Annotated in this window: 18 protein-coding genes; 12 read left to right on the top strand and 6 right to left on the bottom strand. The window is 58.0% G+C overall.

The features are described from left to right. Positions 1–134 precede the first annotated feature (134 nt). The 7 genes from QRN46_RS06755 (at position 135) to QRN46_RS06725 (ending at position 10,737) form a co-directional block, all read left to right on the top strand. Complete coding sequence (locus tag QRN46_RS06755; RefSeq protein ID WP_285354422.1) at positions 135–3,041, top strand: type VI secretion system Vgr family protein; 2,907 nt, start codon at positions 135–137, stop codon at positions 3,039–3,041. Further along, the gene (locus QRN46_RS06750; protein WP_285354421.1) at positions 3,038–7,690 is read left to right on the top strand and encodes an RHS repeat-associated core domain-containing protein; all 4,653 of its coding nucleotides are present in this window, start codon (positions 3,038–3,040) and stop codon (positions 7,688–7,690) included. The genes QRN46_RS06755 and QRN46_RS06750 overlap by 4 nt, the downstream gene beginning before the upstream one ends. Position 7,691: 1 nt before the next feature. Further along, a complete protein-coding gene (locus tag QRN46_RS06745; protein ID WP_169431047.1) occupies positions 7,692–8,318 on the top strand; it encodes a hypothetical protein in 627 nt (208 codons plus the stop codon). Positions 8,319–8,543: 225 nt separating this feature from the next. After that, positions 8,544–8,945, top strand: coding sequence for a hypothetical protein (locus QRN46_RS06740; RefSeq protein ID WP_285354420.1), 402 nt, complete (start codon positions 8,544–8,546; stop codon positions 8,943–8,945). Between the two features lie 215 nt (positions 8,946–9,160). Further along, complete coding sequence (locus QRN46_RS06735; protein ID WP_201820022.1) at positions 9,161–9,700, top strand: hypothetical protein; 540 nt, start codon at positions 9,161–9,163, stop codon at positions 9,698–9,700. Positions 9,701–10,079: 379 nt separating this feature from the next. Continuing rightward, positions 10,080–10,406: a hypothetical protein gene (locus tag QRN46_RS06730; RefSeq protein ID WP_201820025.1), complete on the top strand. Its 327-nt coding sequence runs from the start codon at positions 10,080–10,082 to the stop codon at positions 10,404–10,406. 67 nt (positions 10,407–10,473) lie between these two features. Further along, the gene (locus tag QRN46_RS06725) at positions 10,474–10,737 is read left to right on the top strand and encodes a PAAR domain-containing protein (protein WP_102900435.1); all 264 of its coding nucleotides are present in this window, start codon (positions 10,474–10,476) and stop codon (positions 10,735–10,737) included. A gap of 161 nt (positions 10,738–10,898) precedes the next feature. On the opposite strand, the gene QRN46_RS06720 is transcribed toward QRN46_RS06725, so the two are convergent. Then, the gene (locus tag QRN46_RS06720; RefSeq protein ID WP_201820028.1) at positions 10,899–12,047 is read right to left on the bottom strand and encodes an aldose epimerase family protein; all 1,149 of its coding nucleotides are present in this window, start codon (positions 12,045–12,047) and stop codon (positions 10,899–10,901) included. A 247-nt stretch (positions 12,048–12,294) separates the two neighbouring features. On the opposite strand from QRN46_RS06720, the gene QRN46_RS06715 reads away from it, so the two are divergent. After that, positions 12,295–13,044, top strand: coding sequence for a hypothetical protein (locus QRN46_RS06715; RefSeq protein WP_011335063.1), 750 nt, complete (start codon positions 12,295–12,297; stop codon positions 13,042–13,044). Between the two features lie 96 nt (positions 13,045–13,140). After that, positions 13,141–13,926 (top strand): sulfite exporter TauE/SafE family protein, encoded by a 786-nt coding sequence (locus QRN46_RS06710; protein ID WP_011335062.1) that lies wholly within the window; start codon positions 13,141–13,143, stop codon positions 13,924–13,926. On the opposite strand, the gene QRN46_RS06705 is transcribed toward QRN46_RS06710, so the two are convergent. Further along, on the bottom strand, positions 13,908–14,384 hold the full coding sequence (locus QRN46_RS06705; RefSeq protein WP_011335061.1) for a GNAT family N-acetyltransferase: 477 nt from the start codon (positions 14,382–14,384) through the stop codon (positions 13,908–13,910). The genes QRN46_RS06710 and QRN46_RS06705 overlap by 19 nt on opposite strands. Positions 14,385–14,594: 210 nt before the next feature. On the opposite strand from QRN46_RS06705, the gene QRN46_RS06700 reads away from it, so the two are divergent. Continuing rightward, positions 14,595–15,161: a DUF4174 domain-containing protein gene (locus tag QRN46_RS06700; protein WP_201820113.1), complete on the top strand. Its 567-nt coding sequence runs from the start codon at positions 14,595–14,597 to the stop codon at positions 15,159–15,161. A 72-nt stretch (positions 15,162–15,233) separates the two neighbouring features. Here QRN46_RS06700 and ampC read toward each other — a convergent pair whose 3' ends face one another. Then, positions 15,234–16,400 carry a class C beta-lactamase gene (gene ampC, locus QRN46_RS06695; RefSeq protein WP_285354419.1) on the bottom strand — a complete coding sequence of 389 codons (1,167 nt, stop codon included), beginning with the start codon at positions 16,398–16,400 and terminating at the stop codon, positions 15,234–15,236. Positions 16,401–16,560: 160 nt separating this feature from the next. Between ampC and QRN46_RS06690 the strand changes: the two genes are divergently transcribed. Beyond that, entirely contained in the window at positions 16,561–17,436 is an 876-nt protein-coding gene (locus tag QRN46_RS06690; RefSeq protein WP_011335055.1) for a LysR family transcriptional regulator, read from the top strand. Here the strand turns inward: QRN46_RS06690 and gudD are convergent. Together gudD and QRN46_RS06680 are read right to left on the bottom strand one after the other, a co-directional pair. Next, complete coding sequence (gene gudD, locus QRN46_RS06685; RefSeq protein WP_011335054.1) at positions 17,433–18,776, bottom strand: glucarate dehydratase; 1,344 nt, start codon at positions 18,774–18,776, stop codon at positions 17,433–17,435. The genes QRN46_RS06690 and gudD overlap by 4 nt on opposite strands. Before the next feature lie 14 nt (positions 18,777–18,790). Next, the gene (locus tag QRN46_RS06680) at positions 18,791–20,137 is read right to left on the bottom strand and encodes an MFS transporter (protein WP_011335053.1); all 1,347 of its coding nucleotides are present in this window, start codon (positions 20,135–20,137) and stop codon (positions 18,791–18,793) included. Positions 20,138–20,501: 364 nt separating this feature from the next. Between QRN46_RS06680 and QRN46_RS06675 the strand changes: the two genes are divergently transcribed. Beyond that, on the top strand, positions 20,502–21,215 hold the full coding sequence (locus QRN46_RS06675; RefSeq protein ID WP_285354418.1) for a FadR/GntR family transcriptional regulator: 714 nt from the start codon (positions 20,502–20,504) through the stop codon (positions 21,213–21,215). A 25-nt stretch (positions 21,216–21,240) separates the two neighbouring features. On the opposite strand, the gene trhP is transcribed toward QRN46_RS06675, so the two are convergent. Then, on the bottom strand, positions 21,241–22,569 hold the full coding sequence (gene trhP, locus QRN46_RS06670; protein WP_285354417.1) for a prephenate-dependent tRNA uridine(34) hydroxylase TrhP: 1,329 nt from the start codon (positions 22,567–22,569) through the stop codon (positions 21,241–21,243). Positions 22,570–22,708: the final 139 nt, after the last annotated feature.

Below are 22,708 nucleotides of genomic sequence, written 5' to 3'. Positions count from 1 at the left end.
GCATGCTAATTGATGGCCATTGGCCGCCTCTTGGGTGATATCACCGGTCGAGGCACTTTCACTACTCAAAGAATTTTTGCCGCCAGATCCTTAGCGATCTGGCGGCGTCGCAGCATTGCGTAAGGGACAAGGGAATGTTCTCACCGGCCAACCAGCCCCATTTCAATCTGACCATCGATGGCGCGGACAGCGATTTCCAGGTGCTGTCGTTTACCGGTCGGGAAGCCCTCAACACGCCTTTCGAATTCGAGCTGGAACTGGTCAGCGAAAAGGCCTCGATCAACCTCGAAAGCCTGCTGCACAAACTGGCGTTTCTTCAGCTCTCGCCGAGCGGAACCGGGATCCACGGGCTGATTTACAGCATCGCCCAGGGCGAGGCGGGCAAGCGCCTGACCCGCTACAAAATCTCCCTGCGCCCGCAGCTTGCGTACCTTGCGCACCGCTTCAACCAGCGCATCTTCCAGCAGATGACCGTGCAGCAGATCATCAGTCAGGTGCTGGAAGAGCACGGCATTCTGGCCAGCGATTACCACTTCCAGTTGAGTGCGGTGTATCCCGAGCGGATCTACTGCACGCAGTACGACGAATCGGACCTGCATTTCGTCCAGCGCCTGTGTGAAGAAGAGGGCATTCACTACCACTTCCAGCACACGTCCAGCGGCCACAAACTGACCTTCGGCGATGACCAGACGGTGTTCCCGAAACTCGCGCCCGTGGCCTATCAGCAGGACTCCGGGCTGGTGGCGGACAAACCGGTGGTCAAGCGTTTCGGCCTGCGCCTGGCCACCCGCACCAGCCGCACCAAGCGACGCGATTATGACTTCGTCAAACCGAAGATCGAGCTGGAGAGCGACGCCAAAAGCAGCGCCCAGCCGGATCTGGAGGATTACGACTACCCGGGCCGTTTCGTGGACCGCGAGCGCGGCAAGCACCTGGCCAACCGCAACCTCGAACGCCATCGCAGCGACTATCGCCTGGCCGAGGGCAACAGCGACCAGCCGATCCTGGTTACCGGACATTTTCTGGCCCTGACCGACCACGCCAACCCGACGTGGAACGACCTGTGGCTGCTCACCGAAATCTTCCACGAAGGCAAGCAGCCGCAAGTACTGGAAGAGTCGGTGACCAGCGACACCACCGACCACAAGGACGATTTCCATCAGGGCTATCGCAACCGTTTCAACGCGATCCCGTGGGACGTGCCGTACCGTCCGCCGCTGGACCACCCGAAACCCAAAGTCCTCGGTTCGCAAAGCGCCGTGGTCACCGGCCCCGAAGGCGAAGAAATCTTCTGCGACCAATACGGCCGGGTGAAGGTGCAGTTCTTCTGGGACCGCGAAGGCCAGCACGACGACAAGACCACCTGCTGGATGCGCGTGGCCTCCAGCTGGGCGGCTGAAACCTTTGGCTCGATCAACATTCCGCGGGTCGGCATGGAGGTGCTGATCACCTTCCTCGAAGGCGATCCCGATCAGCCGCTGATCACCGGTTGCCTGTACCACGGCGCCAACCTGCCGCCGTACAAATTGCCGGACTTCAAGACCCTGGCCACGGTCAAGAGCAAGGAATACAAGGGCAGCCGCGCCAACGAACTGCGCATCGACGACACCACCAGCGAGATCAGCATCGCGCTGCGCAGCGATCACGGCGCGAGTGCGATCAACCTTGGTTACCTGACTCATCCGCGTCCTTCAGGTGGGCAGCCACGCGGCGAAGGTTTTGAGTTAAGAACCGACCGCCACGGCGCCGTGCGTGCCGGAGCCGGTTTGTTGATCACCACCGAACCGCGTCCGAACGAATCCAAGCACCACAAGGACTTGCCGGAGACCGCCGAGCGCCTGGCCACCGCCAGCGATCAACAGGACGGTTTCGCCACGCAGGCCAAGGAACTTCAAGCCCAGGAAGCGGGCGATCAGGACGACGTGGCCAAGGCCTTGCACGCGCAGCATCAGGGCGTGCTCGGCAGCGGCCCGGCAAACCTCACCGCCAACGAATTCCCCGAATTCACCGAGCCGCATCTGGTACTCGCCAGTCCCGCCGGCATCGCCCTGACCACACCGCGCTCCAGCCACATCGCCACCGGCGAACACCTGGCGCTGAGCAGCACCGGCCACACCAGTTTTTCCATCGGCAAACGCCTGCTGGCCAGTGCCAGCCGTGGCATGCGCCTGTTCGTGCAGAGCATGGGCTGGCGCCTGGTGGCGGCCTCCGGCGACATCGACGTCAAGGCACTCAAGGACAGCATCAACCTGCTGGCCAAACTCAACATAACCGCCAACGCCGACCGCATCACCATCACCGCCAAGACCGAACTGGTGATCCAGGGCGGCGGCAGCGCCACCACCTACAACGCCGGCGGCATCACCCACGCCACCAGCGGCCCGTACACCGCCCACGCGGCGAACTTCGCTTATACCGGGGCGAAATCCCTGGCGGGCGTTTTCCCGGAACCGCCGAAACCGGGCAAGGGCAACCTTGAATTGTTCAACCAGTACGCCGGGCGTCAGGGCATCAAGGACGGCGATTACGAAGTCATCGATGCCTTGGGCAAAAGCATCAAGGGCAAGCTCGACGCGAAGGGCTTCGCCAGCGTCGCCGGCGCCGCACCGGGGCCGGCGCGGGTGCTGTTCGGCAAGGATCCTGCGGACACCTGGAGTGAAGGCAGCTACATCGGCAAACCGGAATGGCCGTTGAATCCGCCGGGTGCGGAAGACATTCCGAGTCAGGTGCAGGCGATGGTGGCGCAGGCGCTGCCGAGCAAGAACTGGGACATGTTGGAGAAGGGCAAGGACATGGCGAAAACAGGGATGGGCGCCGTGCAGACCGCGCAAGGTGCGATGCAAACGGCGCAGCAGGTGAAAGGTGTGGTGCAGGGCGGGGTGGCCGGGCTGCCGAAACTGGCGAGTGCGGCGATGCCGAGTGCGTCCGGGATTCTCGGGGCGGCGAGCAAGGCGGGCAAGTTGCCGAGCCTGCCGGCGCCGACGCTTCCAAAACCTTCCTTGAAAACCCCGGGCCTGCTGGCGGGTGAGATGCTGTCATGACCACTGAAAATGCTGTTGTAAAACGTGAACCTCAGGTTGCCATTGTTCCCCTGAATGCCATCGATATTCAGGATGTCGCCAGCGGTGCGGCGACTTTCGATGCCTGGCTTCAATCCGCCAGCGGCGGGGTGGTCACCCTCGACCGGATCAAGAACGTTGCCGGCTCCTTGCCGGTGGTCGGCAACATCATGGCGCTGGTCGATGCGCTGGGTGACATCGTCACCCTGTCGAGCGCCAAGCAGCGCGACTTGCTCGCGTGGGCCAGCCTTGGCATCAACCTGATCGGCGTATTGCCTTTACCACCGGCGATGGCGGCTGCACGCATGACCCTTCGTCCGACCCTGTTTCTGGTGCGTCAGGAGATGAGGGCCAGCAGCAAGTTGTTGCTCAGCACCTCCGTGATCGAGGTGCTGGTCGGTCACCTGAACGCCTCGATTATCGGCACGCTGGATGATTTTGTTGAACAGGCCAAAGGCAAGTTGCCCGGTATTTTGGCGGACGCTGGCAAGCTCGGCGAAGAAGTCGTTAACGAAATTGCCAAAGGCATCGAAGCGGTGGCGTTTGGCAATCTGGATGCCAAAGGTGATCTGAATGCAGCCAGCGCCCAGGCAAGCGCTGCGGCCGACCAATTCAAGAATGATCCGCTGGCGTCTTTCAGCAATATTTTTGGGGCTGCCAACAGCGCGCTGAAGTCAGCAGGCAAAGGCCTGGCCAACAGCGTGGCGCAAAATCTCGTCCCTGATGACCTCAAAAAAACCGTTTCCGACGAAACCAAAAAACTGCGGGCGATGGGCCCGGAACTACGCACCCAATTGAGCAAGCTGGACGACGAGTCCGTTCAGAACTCCATCGGTTGGTTGCTGCTGATCCTTTCCAGCGCCGTGACGTTGTGGCGCAAGCGCAATGCCCATGGCCAGAACGCCGCCGTCCACCCGGAGAAGACCGGACAGGCGAAGCGTACGGCATCTGAGGGGCAGTTGGCCGCCCACGGCCAACAGGCACCGGCGAAAGGCGCGCCCAATCCAAAGAAAGGCCCCTGTGAATGTGCCACGGACTTCAGCATCAATTTCGCCTTGGGTTCGGAAAGCCTCAGCCATACCGATTTCAGCCTGCCCGGCCCATTCCCGATCGAGTGGACCCGCACTTACAACTCTCGCCTCGACGCCTACGATCAGAGTGAACTCGGCGCCCGCTGGATCAGCGAATTCACCACGCGTTTCGACTGCGTGGATGAAGGCCTGACCTTCTACGGCGCCGATGGCCGCGACCACAGCTATCCACTGCCAAAGGTCGGCCTGTTCCACTACGACCCCATCGAAAACACTACCCTCGTTCGTGCCAGCGAAGATCAGCTATTGCTGTGCCGTGGTTTCGAGCGCAAGGAAACCTACGTCCGCCGTGGTCAGTGTTATGTACTGACCAACATCTCGCTGCGCAACGGCGCCGGGATCATGCTGCATCACGAGCATCGGCAAGGCGAACAATCGGTGCTTTCGGACCTGATCACCTATCAGGAAAACGACTTCACCAAAGTCCACCTGCACCTCGGCACGCTGATCGACGATCACGGCCGGTTTATCGGTCTCTGGCAAATCGTTGATGGCGAGCCGCAGCGACAGCTCTGCGCCTACCAGTACGACACCTATGGCGATCTGATTCGAGCTCAGGACGAGAACGGCGCAATCTGGTCGTATCAGTTCGAGCATCACCTGATCACCCGCTACACCGATCGCACCGGACGCGGCATGAACCTGCAGTGGGACGGTCCGGGGTCCAAGGCCAAAGCCATCCGCGAATGGGCCGATGACGGCAGCTTCGACACGCGCCTGGAGTGGGACGAAAACATCCGTCTGACCTACGTCACCGATGCCCTTGGCAACGAGACCTGGCACTACTACGACATCCTTGGCTACACCTACCGCATTCGCTACGCGGACGAGCGTTCGGAATGGTTCTTCCGCGACGAGGCCAAGAACATCGTGCGCCGCGTCAATGCCGACGGCAGCACCGATCGCTACAGCTACGATGAACGCAGTAACCTGCTCGAACACATCCGTGCCGATCACACGGTGATGCATTACGCCTACGACGATCAGGATTTGCTGATCAAGATCAGCGACGCCGAGGGTGGTCAGTGGCAACGCGTCTATGACGACCAAGGCAACCTGGTCGAATCGCTCGATCCGCTGGGCAACAAAACCGAATACGCTTACAACAAATCCGGTCAGCCCACCGCGATCAAGGATGCCAACGGCAACGAAAAAACCCTCGACTACAACGACGCCGGGCAACTGGTCGAGTACGTCGATTGCTCGGGCAAAACCAGCGCCTGGGAATACAACGAACTGGGGCAGATGATCTGCTTCACTGACGCCGCCGGTAACGCCACCGAATACGAATACAAGGCTGGCCAACTGGTGCTGATCAAGCACCCGGACAAGACTGAAGAGCGCTTCGAACGCGACGCCGAAGGCCGGCTGTTGACGCATGTCGACGGTCTTGATCGCTGCACCACCTGGAGCTATGGCGCGGCCGGTTTGATCGCCGAACGTGTCGATGCCGCCGAGCAAACCCTGCGCTACCGCTGGGACCGCCTCGGACGGTTAACCGCCCTGGAAAACGAAAACGAACAACGCGCACACTTCCACTACGACCCGGTTGGACGCCTGTTGGAAGAACGTGGCTTCGACGGTCGCACCACGCGCCATCAATACGATGCACAGACAGGTCGCCTTGCCCAATCGATCAATGGCAAACGCGTCATCTCGGTGAGCTTCGACCCGATGGGCCGCTTGACCGAGCGTCGCGCCACTCTGGGTGACCAATCGCAAAGCGAAACCTTTGCCTATGACGGCAACGGCAATATGGTGCTGGCCGACAACGCCGACAGCCGTCTGCAATGGTTCCACGACCCGGCCGGAAATCTGCTGCGCGAACACCAACATTACCTCGGACTGGAAAAGCCCACCGTCGCGATCTGGCAGCACGAGTACGACGTGCTCAATCAACGTGTTGCCACCGTTCGCCCGGACGGTCACCGCGTCAGTTGGCTCACCTACGGCAGTGGTCACTTGCTCGGTATGCGCCTGGACGAGCATGACCTGATCGGCTACGAACGCGACGACCTGCACCGCGAAATCGCCCGCCACCAAGGCAATCGCCTGCTGCAAACTCAAAGCTGGGACCCGGCCGGACGCTTGCAGGAACAACTGCTGGGGCGCAGCGATGACAAAAGCATCCTGCTCAAGCGCGAATACAAATACGACGCTGCCGGCCAACTGACCGACATCAACGACAGTCGTCGCGGCCCGCTCGCCTATCGTTACGATCCCGTCGGTCGACTGCTCAGCGCCGTGACGCGTCAAGGCGTTGAAACGTTCGCCTTCGACCCGGCCGGTAACCTGCTGGATGACAAGACTGCTGAAATCCGCCGCCCACTGGATCTGACGCCACCGCGCAGCAAACTGGTCGACAACCTGCTGCGCGAATACGCCGGCACCCACTACGACTACGACGAACGCGGTAATCAGATCCAGCGCTGGCACAACGGCCAACGCAGTGATCTGCGTTGGGACCTGTTTGATCGACTGGTGCATTTCGAAGACTCGCGCCTGAGCGTGGATTTCGCCTACGACGCGTTGGGACGCCGTCTGCACAAAAACTCCCGCGCGCACTACAAACAGCGCCCGGAAGCCGGTTCCCTCTGGAACAGAAACGAGCACGCCCGCAAACAGCGTGAACTGGGCTGCGGTTTTACGCTTTACGGTTGGGATGGCGACAATCTTGCGTGGGAAAGCAGTCTGGCGCAGGGTGATGGCGAGCCGGGTCGCACGGTGCATTACATCTTTGAACCGGGCACTTTCATACCCGTCGCTCAAGCTGTGCGCCACGCGCCGATCAACCTCATGGGGCAGCCTGATTACAGCGGTGAGTACAGCCTTGATGAGGATCCGTTGTGGAATCACAAAGCCACGGTATTACCTTTTGATGCGCTGGCCTGGTACCAGTGCGATCACCTGGGAACACCGCAGGAACTGACGGATTCCCAAGGCAACATGGCCTGGACCGCGCAGTACAAGGCGTGGGGGCAGGTGACGGAACAGCGTTCAGAATGGGCGCGGCAGCATGGCGTGACGAACCCGATACGGTTTCAGGGGCAGTATCACGATCATGAGACGGGGCTGCATTACAACCGGTATCGGTACTATGATCCGGGGGTTGGGCGGTTCATTTCTCAGGATCCTATACGCTACGAGGGAGGCTTAAACCTTTACAAGTATGCGCCAAACCCGGTTGAGTGGATTGACCCATTGGGGTTGGAGACTGTTGTTGCTACCAAAAGCCGCGCAAGCGCAATGAGGAAGGCACAACAACACGCACAGGTTCCAAGAGTAGGAAGAGGTGGAAAAGATATCCCCACACAAGAGTTGAACGGTGAAAGTGACGGGCGATTTTGTGCATGTTTGAAAAAGCGTGGAGTTACAACGCTGGGAAGGCGTGGACACGATAATTCTGAGGTCTTTGATCACCCGGATGGTCACCCTCATATGGTCGGAGAGGGGCACCCGGAGCATCACAGCTCCCCACATGTTCATGCAATGAACAAAAAAGGCGAGTCAAAAATATTCACTTATCCGGGAGAGATGTAGCGTGAACGACTACAAAATTATATGTTATCGGGCTAAATTTGATGATTTCAAAAAAACCTCAAGTGCTCGCATTAAAAATATTCCTGCGGAAGTTAATGATGATTTTGCACTGTTGGCTTCTGTTGATCAAAAAGGCACTATCGGTTTCAATAAAACCATCCAGGGCTCCGCTGCGATCAAAGCTTTGATTGCTAGTTGCTACTACATTGATATCGATGGAAGGCTTCAGTCGCCTTCAAATAATGAACTTTGCTATATGCCGTTCTTTATGTTTAGGGATAAAGATGGGGAGTTTGAGCTCGCAGTTCGCGCGCACAGGCAATACGAAATAGATATCAAAAAATATGAAGTGCTCTCACGGCATCGAAGCGTAGATAAACCCATTGCCCCTATGCTGACTACTTTTTTGCAAAATGATGAGTTATCCATAAGTCATGATGTATATGAACTTCTCAAAAGGTCCTGCCACTATGTCGCTATTGCGAAAATTTCTGGCGAATATGGGCATGGTGCGTTCGATGTGTTTTCTAACGATTTGACTTATTTTTTTGAAGAGTTTGGCAGTATTACCGCGGGAACAGCTGAATGGGTGATGGTTGATGCTTCGTCGCAACTTCCAATAAATTAGTTGGCGAGTGTTCTTAACCTCATGGAGGCAGGTCGCGTTTTTAATAGTGTTTAAATGTGGTCTGTCTCTGGTAAAACCCCACAAGGCCGAACGCAATGGTGGGGGCGGGTTTGTTTTTTAATTAGGGGGGGCGTCCGTGATGTGAATGGCACTAACAAGCCGCCTGGTTCAGTTTGTAGTCCCTTAGTAAAGAAGTTTGACTTTAGGGTGCGGAGGAAATTCTTGATGTTAGAGTTTTCGAACAGGCTTTTAAAACTTTCTCCGATAGATTTGCAACTCTATGCATCGAAATCTTTAAATGCTTATTGCGCAGCAAAGTCTATTCAGCACGTGACGGTCGATGAGTTGATAGCCCACCTTAATAGTCGTCCTGAAGGCCGTGACTTGGCTGAGTGGGAGAGAAGGGGGGCGCTATTGGCGCTCAATGGAAGGGGGGATGATATGCCTCAAGAACTTAGGCAATCGATTCCATCTCAAGATATTGACGATTTTTGTCATATTGTGGATAGCGCGGTCGAGGTCGGAATAGTAGATGTCTATGGAACTGCAAGCGAGCTGCCGGCCATGTTCTTAGAGAAAATAACTTCAATTCTTCGCAAAAATAACATTGATATTCCTCAGTTGTAATTTGTGGAGTAATGGGGGATTTATTTTTGTATGATTTTTGCATTATATAAATCTGTCACCTTTGTTCAGGTCGGTACCTTTCTGAGTGGGCACTATGCCGCAGGAAAGAACCCGATGGCGCGTAAATAAGGAGATATAAGATTTCTACTGATTTTTATAAGCTGATTGCGCTGTTTTTAGAAGGAGCGGGTAATCTTCAACCAAATATTTTTGAATTGAAGGGTTTCTCTGAGTCTGAGTTTTTAAATGCCGATTTTGAGTTGGTCGGGGATCTGGATGATTTTCATTTTTTCGAGAAGGAATACAGCGTTTCTTATTTGTGTCGAAAAATATCGATTGTATTTAAGCAATATTTTTTTGTAAGTGAGGCGTTAGGGGGCGGCCTTGGTGTTGCATGTGGGGTGAGGCTGACTTCTCTTTTGAAAAAGCAGCCATTTGCTGCAGCGTTGAGGCAGATAGGCGATAATCGGATTTCGTTCTATTTTTCCGAAGATGAAAGTGAAGGGGCACTGATTTTTGATGAAAGCATTGTAATAAGATTTGGTCGGCGATCCAAAAGAAGCTCATACATGATTTCAACTGTTGAATGCGATTTTGATAATGAGCGTTTTGGTGACATAGCAAGGAAAGCAGTGCATGAAACGTTCGAGTGCCTTACTCCCGAATCGATGATAAGCGAAGCCAGTTCAAAAGGCTGCTCAAATGCTTTCAAACGGCTGGTTCGACAGATTTATTTGGGCAGTACTATGCAATGAATAGTGCCATCCGCTCACAACTAAAAGAGTTATAGCATGACTTTTGCTTTTTATAAATTTGTCACCTTTAAAGGTTGTAATTTTTAAAGCTTTCGGGATAAAGGTCTCAATCTATGAAAAGGCTGACTGAGTTCACTGTGCACGGGACCGCTGTCGGTAGTGATGCGAGTATTCAGCTGGATGAGGTTTCGATTCTTGCTGATCCACAAACGATTAGAGAGCTTGGTGTTTTTTCTTATTAATGCATCGTATGAGATGTCAACGAATGGTCTTGAGCATATGCACCTTCAAGATATAGTTGAAGACTTCGACTATGACGCGAATGTGGACTTCATCGCGTTGAATAACAGCTTTGTGAAGCCTGTTTAAGTATCGGATCATGAGTCATGAATACAAGCTGGTGTTCGGCGACACAACCTCTACCAGCAAAGTAATGAAGAAAATAAAGGGCAGCGATGCATGTGTTCGCGCACAACAACTTGGCGACTTCTACCTGAAAGATCAGTCGCTCAACAGTAGCGCCGATTATGACGCTCGATTGATCTATGAAAGTGGGAGCGTTTTGTGGCTTCAGGTCAATTTCAAGTCATTGAACCTATACCAAACCTTGCTCTCGGCGTTGGGTGACAGCGACTATAGATGTCTTGAGGAAGGTGATGATGAGGTGCCGCTTAAGGATGCATTTCGCATCAAGGGCAATGTTTGAAGAACGCTTGAATGTCTGCATCGTGCATTAGTGCGAATAAACAGGCCTTGGTCAAAGGAGTGACAACATGAAAGACGCAATCCGCCTCGGCGACTCCACGACTCACGGTGGCAAGGTCCTCGAAGCATTCTCCCGGACAGATCTCAATGGCAAACCGATTGCCGGAGTCGGTCACAAGGTCAGTTGCCCATTGTGCAAAGGGGTTTTCCCGATTGCCGAGGGCAGCAGCACTTACACCGTGGACGGCACACCCATCGCACTGGACGGTATGAAAACCGCCTGTGGTGCAGCGCTGATTGCCAGTGGCCCGAAAGGCGCCGTAATCAGCTGAGTTTCTGAGTTTCTTTTACCCCTGTTTGCCCCGGTCGATATCCAGAGTGGGCAGCCGCTAGTCCAGGGATTCAAAAAGCAAAAAGATCGCAGCCTGCAGCAGCCCTACATCAGGATTAATTTTCCCCTGTAGGCGGTGCCGCAGGCTGCGATCTTTTGCTTTTACTTCGCGGAGAACTTCAACACCACGCTCTGCGTGTAGGTCTGTCCCGGATCCAGTCGGGTACTCGGGAAGTTCGGCTGGTTCGGCGAGTCCGGATAATGCTGGGTTTCCAGAGTGAACGCGCCCCAGTGCGGATAGACCTTGCCACCCTTGCCCTTGACCGTGCCGTCGAGGAAGTTGCTGGTGTAGAACTGCACGCCCGGTTCGTTGGTGTACAGCTGCAAGTGGCGACCGGATTGCGGGTCGCTGACTTCGGCGGCGAGTTTGCTGACGTCACCCTTGGTGTCCAGCGCCCAGTTGAAATCGAAGCCGCCTTGTTTCTCCTCAGCGAATTTCAACTGCGGATGGTCGGCCTTGATGTGCTGGCCGATGGCGGTCGGTTTGGTGAAGTCCATCGGTGTGCCGGCCACGGGCGCCAGTTCGCCGGTCGGGATCAGCTTGGCGGTGACCGGGGTGTAATGGCTGGCGTGCAGGGTGGCGACTTGCTTGAGGATGTCGCCATTGCCGGCGCCGGCAAGGTTGAAGTAGCTGTGGTTGGTCAGGTTGAGTACCGTCGGTTTGTCGGTGCTGGCCTTGTAGTCGATGCGCAGTTCGTTGCTGTCGGTGAGGCGGTAGGTCACTTCGGTGGTGAGGTTGCCGGGGAAGCCCATTTCGCCGTCTGTCGACAGGTAGGTCAGGGTCACGCCGACCGAATCCTTGTCCTTGGTTTCTTTCGCCTTCCAGACCTTTTTGTCGAAGCCCTGAGTGCCGCCGTGCAAGGCGTTGGTCTTGTCGTTCTGCGGCACTTGGTAGCGCTTGCCGTCGAGTTCGAAAGCGCCGTCGGCCAGGCGATTGCCGAAGCGGCCGATGGTTGCGCCGAAGTACGCGGTGCCTTTCTGGTAACCCTGCACATCGTCGAAGCCGAGGACGATGTCGTCGAGCTTGCCGTGTTTGTCCGGCACCTGCAGCGCCTGCAAGGTCGCGCCGTAGGTGATGACCGTGGCCTGCATGCCGTGGCTGTTGCGCAGGATGTATTGCTCGACGGGCGTGCCGTCATTGGTTTTGCCGAAGGCTTTGTGTTCGCTGGTCAGGCCGGCGGCCTGGGCGGAGAGGGTGGCGATCATCAGGGACAGTCCGAGGCCGCAGAGTGAGTGTCGGGATTGAAGCATGGGTTGACCTTCCTTTTTGTTGTTGTTTTGAAAATCGATAAATAGTCATGCTAATTATGGTGTTAATGAAGGTTTATAGCGGATTTAGCATTTATTGCAAAAATAAAGTCCGACTAAATGAAAAAGGCAACCAGCACCGAAGGTCGGGAATCCACCCTGGCACCGCACTTTTGCGAAATCCCCGGCTCTATCCATGGCCAGGTTGCGGTGACTTCCGCTGCACAGGAACGTGTCCGTCAAAGAATTCATGCCGAGAGTTTTGCACCCAATCGCTGCATTCATTCATCGCCCGTGCCTGCTGCTGGCCTGCCTGTCGACGCTGCTGTTCGGCGGTTGCAGCCATCAGGACGGCAACAATTTCATCAGCCAGATGCGCGAGGGCAGGCCTCAGGAATTTCTCCAGACCAGCGTCGACCGCATGGCTACGCTGGCGATGCGCGACAACCTCGACAGCCTCTATCGCTTGATGGGCAAGTTGTATTTGCGTAACCCGGAAGAACTGCGCAAATCCGGTTTTCTCGACATTCGCACGGCGGTCAAGCAGGTGCGACTGGCCATCGAGCAACAGCAACCCTTGCCGACCCTCGGCGGCAAAAAGGATCTGGCAGCGCTGAGCTATGCCATGAGCCCGGAATTCCTCGGCGACCGGGTCGGCGCGTTCATCTATGCGATCGGCAGCATGCTGGTCACCGCCCACGGCAACCGCACCGAGTTCTACATGACCGATGCGATCAACCCGACCTTCGTCAACAACGCCGCGCGCAACATCGAGAAAGCCACTTGGATCCTCGCCCAGCGGCAGAACAAGGATGGCCAGCCGCTGCTGTTTTCCAATGAGATTTCCGAGGAGGGCAGCAACCTGAGTTTCGCCACGGAGTTCGGCAAAGTCGTGGCGCGTCTGGATCTGCTGACCCAGATGCTCGACGAGCGCTACCGGCGCATCGGACTGAATTACGCCCAGAGCCTGCTGTTTTTGAATTTTTTGCCCGTGCAGTGAAATGGCATAACGATAGATCCGATCGATATAGGGCGTTATAAGAAAACTGGTTATGCTGCGGGCCGGATTTTTCCTGTGGTTTGTCTGGACGTCTTAATGGAATTGGCAAATTTCGGCCTGGTGATTGCCGGGCTGGTGGTGGGGTTCATCGTCGGCATGACCGGTGTCGGCGGCGGTTCGTTGATGACGCCGATCCTGCTGTGGTTCGGCATCAATCCGGCCACGGCGGTGGGCACGGATCTGCTGTACGCGGCCATCACCAAATCCAGTGGCGTGCTGGTGCACAGGAAGAACAAGAACATCGACTGGGCCATCACCGGCTGGCTGACCCTGGGCAGTGTTCCGGCGGTGGCGATGACCTTGTGGTTCCTCAGCACCTTGCACACCGCCCCGGACGCGATGAACGCCATCATCAAGCAAGCGCTGGGCTTCGTGCTGTTCGCCACGGCGCTGGCGATTCTGTTCAAGAAGCGCCTGCTGGAATTCGCCCATAAACGCGCCGGCGGCAACTACAACCCCAGCGGTGCGCGCCTGAATGTCATGACCGTGATCACCGGTCTGATCCTCGGCACCATGGTCGCCCTGACCTCCATCGGCGCCGGCGCCCTCGGCACCGTCGCACTGTTCATCCTCTATCCGCTGCTGCCGACCCGCCGCCTGGTCGGCACCGAAATCGCCCACGCCGTACCGCTGACCCTGGTCGCCGGCCTCGGCCACGCGAGCATGGGCAACATGGATTGGGGCGTGCTGGGCTTTCTGTTGGTCGGCTCGCTGCCGGGCATCTGGCTCGGCAGCCACCTGACCGGCCGCGTCTCCGATGAACTGCTGCGCCCGTGCCTGGCGACGATGCTGGTGTTGATCGGTTACAAGCTGGCGTTCTGATCAAGCGCCCGTTTCATCACCGTCACCGGCAATCCGTCGTACTCCGTTTCTTCCAGCACCTCCCAACCCAGCCGCGCATACAGCGACTGCGCGGCATCGGTGTACAGGTACAACTGCGGCACGCCCAGTGCGGCAGCTTCCTCGACGATGCGGTTGACCAGTTGCGAGGCGATGCCGCGACCACGCTGTTCGGCCTTCACGTAGACCCCGGCCAGCCACGGCGTCAATTGCGGACGGGCATCCATATCGCTGTCGATCAGCAGCGCACCGCCGAGCAGTTTTCCGTCTTCGATCGCCACCACCACGCTGGGAATCGCACCTTTGCCGCAGGCGGCGCGCATACGTTCGGTGCGGCTGGCGAGGGTGTCTTCGGGTTTGTATTGGCCCCATTCCTTGAAGTTGAGTTCAGCCAGTTCCTCGATCAGTTGCGGGTGATGGCAGAGGTAGTCGATGTGCATGCGCGTTGAACTCCATTTCACAGGTTGAACAGCCACCCTAATGCGGTCATAAAAGGTAATCAAATGCGCGACATGATCGCGCCCGACCGGTTGCGCAAAATCGGTGCTGACCTAAGCTTTGGGCAAGGCGAAACACTTTTGCCGGGCAGCCCCCGGAACAATCGCCGCGATGCGCAATCATTAGAGCGTGGATATCAAAAGGAGATGCGCATGCTCATCAGGTCACTGACCCTGACACTCTTGCTGGCGATTGCCGGCCCCCTGTTCGCCGCCGACGGCGATTCCCCTCTGGACGTCGACAAGGGCATCAACCGCCCGGTGATCGTGATCGCTTCCAGTACGGTCGATTCTTATTGGGTCAGCCTGAAAAAAGCGCTGGACGACCCGGCCAACAAACAAGGCATCGCCGACCGCAAGATCAAGGTTTACACCATCCTGAGCATGAGCGGTCAGGTCGATGGCAAAAGCCTCGAGCAGCAGCAAACCATGGCGCTGCTGCGCTCGCTGAAGCTGGGCGCCGGGGCGTATCCGAAAGTCTTCCTGGTGGGCAAGGATGGCGAGACCAAACTGACGGCTTCGGGGGATGAAGCGGCGGCGGTCGATCTGAAGAAAATCTTCGACACGATTGATGCGTTGCCTGCCGCCGAGAAAGAAACCACTTCCACCGTGGTCACGGCCCCGGCTGCTGCAGAACCGGCACCGGCCAAGGGTGCGAAAGGGACTAAGCCGGTAAAGCCGACGAAACCGGCCAAGCCGCCGGAAATGCCGGATGATTGATGTTCTGATTCAGGGGTGATCAGAAAAGAAAAACGGGCGACCTTCTCAGGTCGCCCGTTTTTTATGGCGTGGTTACCGGGTCAATTCACCCAGAATCTTGTGCGCAATCTTCACCCGCTCTCCATTCGGGTAATTGCGGTTCGCCAGAATCACGATCCCGACTTTCTTCGACGGCACGAATGCGACGTAGGCGCCGTAACCCCCGGTGGAACCGGTCTTGTTCAGCAGCACGTTCGCCGGTTCAGGCTGTGGCGGATTCAGCCATTTGACCTTGTGCGCATCCATGGCCATTGGCGTCGAGTTGCCGTCCAGCAGGCGGTCGAGGCTGATCGGGTAGGCGTAGCGTTCCCAGCCCAGCCCCTGGGTCATGTCGCCGACGGTGTAGTATCCGGTGTGGGTGAGGGCGATGGCTTTTTGCAGAGGCGTTTCGAGTTTGGCGGTGTCGAGGTTGGCCTGGACGTATTGCAGCAGGTCGGCGGCGCTGGTTTTCACGCCGTAGGCTTCGGAATCGAGGGCGCCGGGGCTGACTCGAATCGGTTTGTTGTTCTTGTCATAGCCTTGGGCGTAGAGCTTTTGTTCAGACGCGGGCACCGACAGGAAGGTGTGCTTGAGCCCGAGTTTCGGCAGCAGGGTTTCGGTCATGGCCTGATTGAACGGCTGGCCGAGGCTTTTCGCCGCCAGATAACCGAACAGGCCGATGCTCGGGTTGGAATACAGGCGATGGCTGCCGGCCGGATACGTCGGTTTCCACTGTTGGTAATAGCCTAGCATCTTGTCGGCAGAATCCGCAGCATCCGGGAATTGCAGCGGCAGCCCCCCGGCGCTGTACGTGCCCAGTTGCAGCAGGCTGATGTGGTCGAAGGCGCTGCCTTTCAGTTCGGGCCAGTGCTGGCTGGCCTTGTCGGAGAGTTGCAGTTTGCCGCTGGCCTGGGCGTAGGCGGCGAGGATCGCGGTGAAGGTTTTGCTTACCGAGCCGATTTCGAACAGGGTGTTTTCACTCACTGCCTGCCCGGTGCTTTTGTCGGCGACACCGTAGTTAAAGTAATGCGCCTTGCCATTGACGGTCACGGCTACGGCCAGTCCCGCGATGTCCTGTTGCTGCATGACCGGGGTCACGGTGGCCTTGACCAGCGCCTGTAACTGATCGTCGGTTTGTGGGGCTGCCAGACAGGTGGCGGCGCTGAAGAAAAGTCCGAAAGCGCTGTAGGACTTGAGTTTTCTCAGGTTGGTCGAAGACATGTTTGAACCACTCTCCATGAGTGTTGATGGTGTTATCCCGCTACACTGCGAGCGTTTTTTCATTGGGCTGCTGATCGGCGCCGCCAAATCTAGGCAGTCCGCTGTCTTTCGACAAACGATGAAAATTCGGACGAGCCATTAGAAAAATTTGGGACTTGGCATGATTCGACCTCAATTGCCCTTGAATGCGTTACGTGCCTTCGAAGCCTCTGCGCGTCATTTGAGCTTTACTCGCGCCGCCGTGGAGTTGTGCGTGACCCAGGCGGCCGTCAGCCATCAGGTCAAAAGTCTGGAAGCGCAACTCGGCGTGATCCTGTTCAAACGCCTGCCCCGTGGGTTGATGCTGACCGGCGAAGGCGAAACCCTGCTGCCGGTGCTGACCACGTCATTCGATCATATCGCGCAGATGCTCGAGCGTCTGGCGGGCGGGCAATATCGGGAAATGCTCACGGTCGGCGCGGTGGGCACTTTCGCGGTGGGCTGGTTGTTGCCGAGGCTGGCGGATTTTCAGGCGAAACATCCGCTCATAGATTTGCGGCTGTCGACCAACAACAATCGGGTGGACGTGGCCGCCGAAGGGCTGGATTACGCGATCCGGTTTGGCGCCGGGGCGTGGCACGGTATCGAGGCGACCCGTTTGCTGGAGGCGCCGTTGTCGGTGCTTTGCGTGCCGGAAATCGCCCGGCAACTGCACACGCCGGGGGATCTTTTGCAGCAGCGTTTGCTGCGTTCCTATCGCACCGATGAGTGGCCGGAGTGGTTTCATGCGGCCGGTCTTGCGACCCATGCCGCGCCGCCCCAGAGCATCGTGTTCGACTCGTCGCTGGCGATGATGGAGGCGGCGTTGCAGGGCGGCGGGGTGGCACTGGCGCCGCCGTTGATGTTTGCCCGGCAACTGGCGGCGGATCTGATCCGCCAACCCTTTGCCATTGAAATCACCACCGGCAGCTATTGGCTGACGCGCTTGCAGTCACGGCCGGAGACGTCGGCGATGGCGGCGTTCAGGCACTGGTTGCTGGAGGTTGCGCAGGCCTAGCGCACCAGACATGGCTTCTTGTTATCGAACGTCCAGCCCGGAATCAGAAACTGCATCGCCACACTGTCATCCCGCGCGCCGAGCCCCATGCCTTTATAGAGTTCGTGGGCCTTGGCCACCTGATCCATGTCCAGTTCCACGCCCAGCCCCGGCTTCTTCGGCATCTGCACACAACCGTTGACGATTTGCAGCGGTGCCTTGGTCAGGCGCTGGCCGTCCTGCCAGATCCAGTGGGTGTCGATGGCGGTGATGTCGCCCGGCGCGGCGGCCGCGACGTGGGTGAACATCGCCAGGGAAATGTCGAAGTGGTTGTTGGAGTGCGAGCCCCAGGTCAGGCCCCATTCGTGGCACATCTGCGCCACGCGCACCGAACCCTGCATGGTCCAGAAATGCGGGTCGGCGAGCGGGATGTCCACCGACTGCAACTGGATTGCGTGACCCATTTCGCGCCAGTCGGTGGCGATCATGTTGGTGGCGGTTTTCAGCCCGGTGGCGCGACGGAACTCGGCCATCACTTCACGTCCCGAATAACCGTTTTCTGCACCGCACGGGTCTTCGGCGTAAGCGAGTACATGATGCTGATCGCGGCACAGACGGATCGCTTCTTTCAGTGACCACGCGCCGTTCGGATCAAGGGTGATGCGGGCGTCGGGGAAGCGTTCGGCCAGTGCGGTCACTGCTTCGATTTCCGCATCGCCGCTAAGTACGCCGCCCTTGAGCTTGAAGTCCTTGAACCCATAACGCGCGTGCGCAGCCTCGGCCAGACGGACCACGGCGTCGGCGGTCATGGCTTTCTCGTGACGCACGCGGAACCAGTCGTTGTCGGCATCCGGTTCGCTGCGGTATGCGAGGTCGGTCTCCCGGCGATCGCCCACGTAGAACAGATAACCGAGCATCTTCACTTCATCGCGTTGCTGACCTTCGCCGAGCAATGCGGCCACCGGCACGTCGAGGTGCTGGCCGAGCAGGTCGAGCAGGGCGGCTTCCAGGCCGGTGACCGCGTGAATGGTGATGCGCAGGTCGAAGGTTTGCAGGCCACGGCCTCCGGCGTCGCGGTCGGCGAAAGTCTGGCGTACCTGGTTGAGGATCTTCTGGTAGGTGCCGATCGGGCTGCCGACCACTAGGCTGCGGGCGTCTTCTAGGGTCTGACGGATACGTTCGCCGCCGGGCACTTCACCGACCCCGGTGTGGCCGGCGTTGTCCTTGAGGATGACGATGTTGCGGGTGAAAAACGGCCCGTGGGCGCCGCTCAGGTTGAGCAGCATGCCGTCGTGGCCGGCGACCGGGATGACTTGCATCTCGGTGATGATCGGGGCTTTGGCGATGTCGTGTGCGGTCATTTGGGATTGTCCTTTCAAGCGTGTTTCGGCGCGGCATCGGCCACGGCGACGTCAGGGGCGGATTTGGGTGTCATGCGGGCGGCGAACACGATGATCGCGGCAATGATCGAGGTCGCGGCCAGGCCATAGAGGCCGCCCTGGATCGAACCGGTGTGTTGTTCCAGCAAGCCGAATGTGGTCGGAGCGACGAAACCGCCGAGGTTGCCCACCGAGTTGATCAACGCGATGACGGCAGCGGCGATCCGTGCATCGAGATAGGCCTGCGGGATCGGCCAGAACAGCGAGGATGCGGATTTGAAACCCAGTGCGGCAAAGCAGATCGCGACGAAGGCAAAGATCGGCCCGCCGGTGGTGGACATGAACATCCCCGCAGCGGCGATCAGCAATGCAGTGGCGACCCACGCCTGCTGGTGTTTCCACTTCGCCGAGAACGAGGCGAACGCGTACATGCCGATGATCGACAGCAGCCACGGAATCGAGTTGAACAGGCCGACCTGGAAGTCACTCATTTCGCCCATCTTCTTGATGATGCTCGGCAGCCAGAACGTCGCAGCGTAGATCGTCAATTGAATGAAGAAGTAGATCAGGCAGAACAGGATGATCTGGCGATCCTTGAGCAGTTTGCCCAGCGACGGCCGGATCGGGGTCGCAGCTTCGCGGGCCTTCTGCTCATCGTCGATGGCTTTGACCAGTGCATCCTGCTCGGCGCGGGTCAGCCATTTCGCATCGTGAGGTTTGGCGTCGAGCCAGAACCAGACGAATACGCACAGGCCGACCGAGAACATCCCTTCAATGAAATACATCCACTGCCAGCCGTGCATGCCGAGACCTTCGATCTGCAGCAACAGACCAGACAACGGGCCGGAAATCAGCGAGGCCACGGCCGAACCGCTCAAGAAAATCGCAATCGCCTTGCCGCGTTCGGCCCCCGGCAACCAGCGGGTGAAGTAGTAGATCACCCCGGGAAAGAACCCGGCCTCGGCCACGCCGAGCAGAAAACGCAGGATGTAGAAGTGGGTTTCGTTCTGGATGAACGCCATGCCGGCGGCGACCAGGCCCCAGGTGAGCATGATGCGGGTCAGCCAGATTCGCGCGCCGACCTTTTGCAGCAGCATGTTGGAGGGGACTTCGAACAGCGCGTAACCGATGAAGAACAGCCCGGCACCGAAACCGTAGGCCGCGGCACCGATGCCGAGGTCGTGTTCCATGTGGGTGCGGACGAAACCGATGTTCACCCGGTCAATGTAATTGACGATGAACATGATGACGAACAGCGGCAGGACGTGGCGTTTGACTTTGGCAATGGCGGAGGACAGCACGGAATCGGCGCCCTCGTTCATCCCGGCAATGGATGATTTCACTTGGTTTTCTCCCACTCGTTATTTTTATGCGGGGTGAATCTGGGTGTTGCGTGTTGATAGACATCATACAACTAGATTTTTTTGTCCTACAAGCGGGAGTGCTCAATCAAATTTGTCTACGGGGAGTGGTTTTTATGCTTTTTCAGATTTCAGGTACCGTATTTATTGGATTTTAGAAAGGCTTGGTTAGGCGCCGTGCAGAATTCTTTGTCAGTGATCGTGGGGTGATCGCCCACAGTTGTGAAAGGTTTTCTAGCTGAAAATGAGTGTTGTCATACAAGTTGAGCTTCGGAATTCATAGGAGCTCATACAAGTCATCGCCTCCAGTGCTACGATCGGCTGGCCCCGATCACCGGAACCGACCATGCAAGAAGACCTCGACGCCCCCTCCCGTAAACGCGCGCACAACCTGGCCCATGACCTGGTGGAGAAACTGACCCAGAGCATCTTGCTCGGTCAGATGCTGCCCGGTGACAAGCTGCCGTCGGAAAACTCGATCGTTCAGGAACACGGCGTCAGTCGCACCGTCGTGCGCGAGGCGATTTCCAAGTTGCAGGCGTCGGGGCTGGTGGAGACGCGTCACGGCATCGGCACGTTCGTGATCGAGCGCGCACCGGAGCAGGGATTGCGGCTGAATGTCGACACCGCGCTGGGGGTGCGCAGCATTCTCGAATTGCGCATGGGACTGGAGACGCAAGCGGCGGCGCTGGCCGCGCAGCGCCGCACCGAGCAGCAAGTGGGGCAGATGCGTCAGGCACTCGATGACTATCAGCGTCTATTGGCCAACAACGACAGCTGCGTTGAAGCCGACCGGCGCTTTCACCTGCTGATTGCCGAAGCCACCGGCAATGTCTGCTTCACCGAAATTATGCAGCACTTGGGCAGCGCAATGATTCCGCGCACTCGGGTCAACGCGGCCGAGCGCGGGGCGGTGGATTTGAGCAAGCTCGGGCAACTGGCGAACCTGGAACATGAGGCGATTTTCAACGCAATCAAACGCCAGGATTCGGAAGCGGCGCGTGCGGCGATGTGGCTGCACCTGAGCAATAGTCGCGACCGGTTTTCGGCTCAGGGGTAAACCAAAGGAATAAAGCGGAGCTTTCTCAGTCCTTATCCACATCGCGCATCAATAACCCGAACCGCAAATCCACCGCATCCGGAATCGGCAGATACACCGTGTGCCCATCCCCCGGCGCCACGTCGATGGCTTCGCCTTTAAGGTTCTGCAGTTCATGCAGATCAAAATGGAAATTGCCCTTGGGCGTCATCAGTTCCAGATGATCGCCCACGGCAAAGCGGTTCTTCACCTTGACCTCGGCCAGACGATCCCGCCGCTCGCCGGTCAGTTCGCCCACAAACTGCTGACGCTCCGAAACCGAGCTGCCGTTCTGATAGTTCTGGTATTCGTCATGGACGTGCCGACGCAGGAAACCTTCGGTGTAGCCGCGCTGGGCCAGGGATTCCAGATCGGTCATCAGGCTGCGGTCGAATTCGCGACCGGCCACCGCATCGTCGATGGCCCGGCGATAGACCTGGGTGGTACGCGCGCAATAGAAGTGCGATTTGGTCCGGCCTTCGATCTTCAGTGAGTGCACGCCCATGCGGGTCAGGCGCTCGACGTGCTGCACCGCGCGCAGGTCCTTGGCGTTCATGATGTAGGTGCCGTGCTCGTCTTCGAATGCCGGCATCAGCTCGCCGGGACGGTTGGCTTCCTGCAACAGGAACACCTGATCGGTGGGGGCGCCGAGGCCGAGGGTCGGTTGCGGTTCGAAGGTCTGCACGATTTCGCCGAGATGGTTTTCGCTGGCTTCCTGCGCCGAGTATTTCCAGCGGCAGGCATTGGTGCAGGTGCCCTGATTGGCGTCGCGCTTGTTCATGTAACCCGAGAGCAGGCAGCGGCCGGAGTAGGCCATGCACAGCGCGCCGTGGACGAACACTTCCAGTTCCATGCCCGGCACTTGCTCGCGGATTTCGCCGATCTCTTCCAGCGACAGTTCACGGGACAGGATGATCCGGCTCAGCCCCTGTTGCTGCCAGAACTCGACGCTCGCCCAGTTCACCGTGTTGGCCTGCACCGAGAGGTGGATCGGCATCTGTGGAAAGTGCCGGCGTACGAGCATGATCAGGCCCGGGTCGGACATGATCAGCGCGTCCGGCGCCATCTCGATCACCGGCGCCAGATCCTTGAGGAAGGTTTTCAGCTTGGCGTTGTGCGGCGCGATGTTGACCACCACGTAGAAGCGCTTGCCCTGGGCCTGGGCTTCACGAATGCCGAGCGCCAGGTTGGCGTGATCGAACTCGTTGTTGCGCACCCGCAGGCTGTAGCGCGGCTGGCCGGCATACACCGCATCGGCCCCGTAGGCGAAGGCGTAGCGCATGTTTTTCAGGGTGCCGGCGGGGGCGAGCAGTTCGGGGGTGAAGGAGGTCGTCATGGCGGCGTCGGTCGCAAAAGCGCGGCAGGGTAGAGCAGTTGCGCCGAGGGTTTATTGATCTGGATCTATGCTCCATGAAGAAACAGGGCACTCGCGCTGACGCTGGCTGACTAAACGGGACGGGCGCGGGTGGCGCCTG

Source organism: Pseudomonas sp. lyk4-R2A-10, assembly GCF_030209075.1.
Lineage (GTDB): Bacteria > Pseudomonadota > Gammaproteobacteria > Pseudomonadales > Pseudomonadaceae > Aquipseudomonas > Aquipseudomonas glycinae.
The sequence above is the reverse complement of the archived record's forward strand: the minus strand, read 5'-3'. Positions and strand labels throughout refer to the sequence as shown.

What these genes read in the sequence shown, in the direction of transcription:
- QRN46_RS06700 (WP_201820113.1), top strand. Translation starts at nt 14,595, where the DNA reads ATGCTCATCAGGTCACTGACCCTGACACTCTTGCTGGCGATTGCCGGC.
- QRN46_RS06705 (WP_011335061.1), bottom strand. Translation starts at nt 14,384, where the DNA reads ATGCACATCGACTACCTCTGCCATCACCCGCAACTGATCGAGGAACTG.
- gudD (WP_011335054.1), bottom strand. Translation starts at nt 18,776, where the DNA reads ATGACCGCACACGACATCGCCAAAGCCCCGATCATCACCGAGATGCAA.
- QRN46_RS06675 (WP_285354418.1), top strand. Translation starts at nt 20,502, where the DNA reads ATGCAAGAAGACCTCGACGCCCCCTCCCGTAAACGCGCGCACAACCTG.
- QRN46_RS06755 (WP_285354422.1), top strand. Translation starts at nt 135, where the DNA reads ATGTTCTCACCGGCCAACCAGCCCCATTTCAATCTGACCATCGATGGC.
- QRN46_RS06720 (WP_201820028.1), bottom strand. Translation starts at nt 12,047, where the DNA reads ATGCTTCAATCCCGACACTCACTCTGCGGCCTCGGACTGTCCCTGATG.
- QRN46_RS06750 (WP_285354421.1), top strand. Translation starts at nt 3,038, where the DNA reads ATGACCACTGAAAATGCTGTTGTAAAACGTGAACCTCAGGTTGCCATT.
- QRN46_RS06715 (WP_011335063.1), top strand. Translation starts at nt 12,295, where the DNA reads ATGCCGAGAGTTTTGCACCCAATCGCTGCATTCATTCATCGCCCGTGC.
- QRN46_RS06690 (WP_011335055.1), top strand. Translation starts at nt 16,561, where the DNA reads ATGATTCGACCTCAATTGCCCTTGAATGCGTTACGTGCCTTCGAAGCC.
- QRN46_RS06730 (WP_201820025.1), top strand. Translation starts at nt 10,080, where the DNA reads ATGAGTCATGAATACAAGCTGGTGTTCGGCGACACAACCTCTACCAGC.
- QRN46_RS06725 (WP_102900435.1), top strand. Translation starts at nt 10,474, where the DNA reads ATGAAAGACGCAATCCGCCTCGGCGACTCCACGACTCACGGTGGCAAG.
- QRN46_RS06740 (WP_285354420.1), top strand. Translation starts at nt 8,544, where the DNA reads ATGTTAGAGTTTTCGAACAGGCTTTTAAAACTTTCTCCGATAGATTTG.
- trhP (WP_285354417.1), bottom strand. Translation starts at nt 22,569, where the DNA reads ATGACGACCTCCTTCACCCCCGAACTGCTCGCCCCCGCCGGCACCCTG.
- ampC (WP_285354419.1), bottom strand. Translation starts at nt 16,400, where the DNA reads ATGTCTTCGACCAACCTGAGAAAACTCAAGTCCTACAGCGCTTTCGGA.
- QRN46_RS06710 (WP_011335062.1), top strand. Translation starts at nt 13,141, where the DNA reads ATGGAATTGGCAAATTTCGGCCTGGTGATTGCCGGGCTGGTGGTGGGG.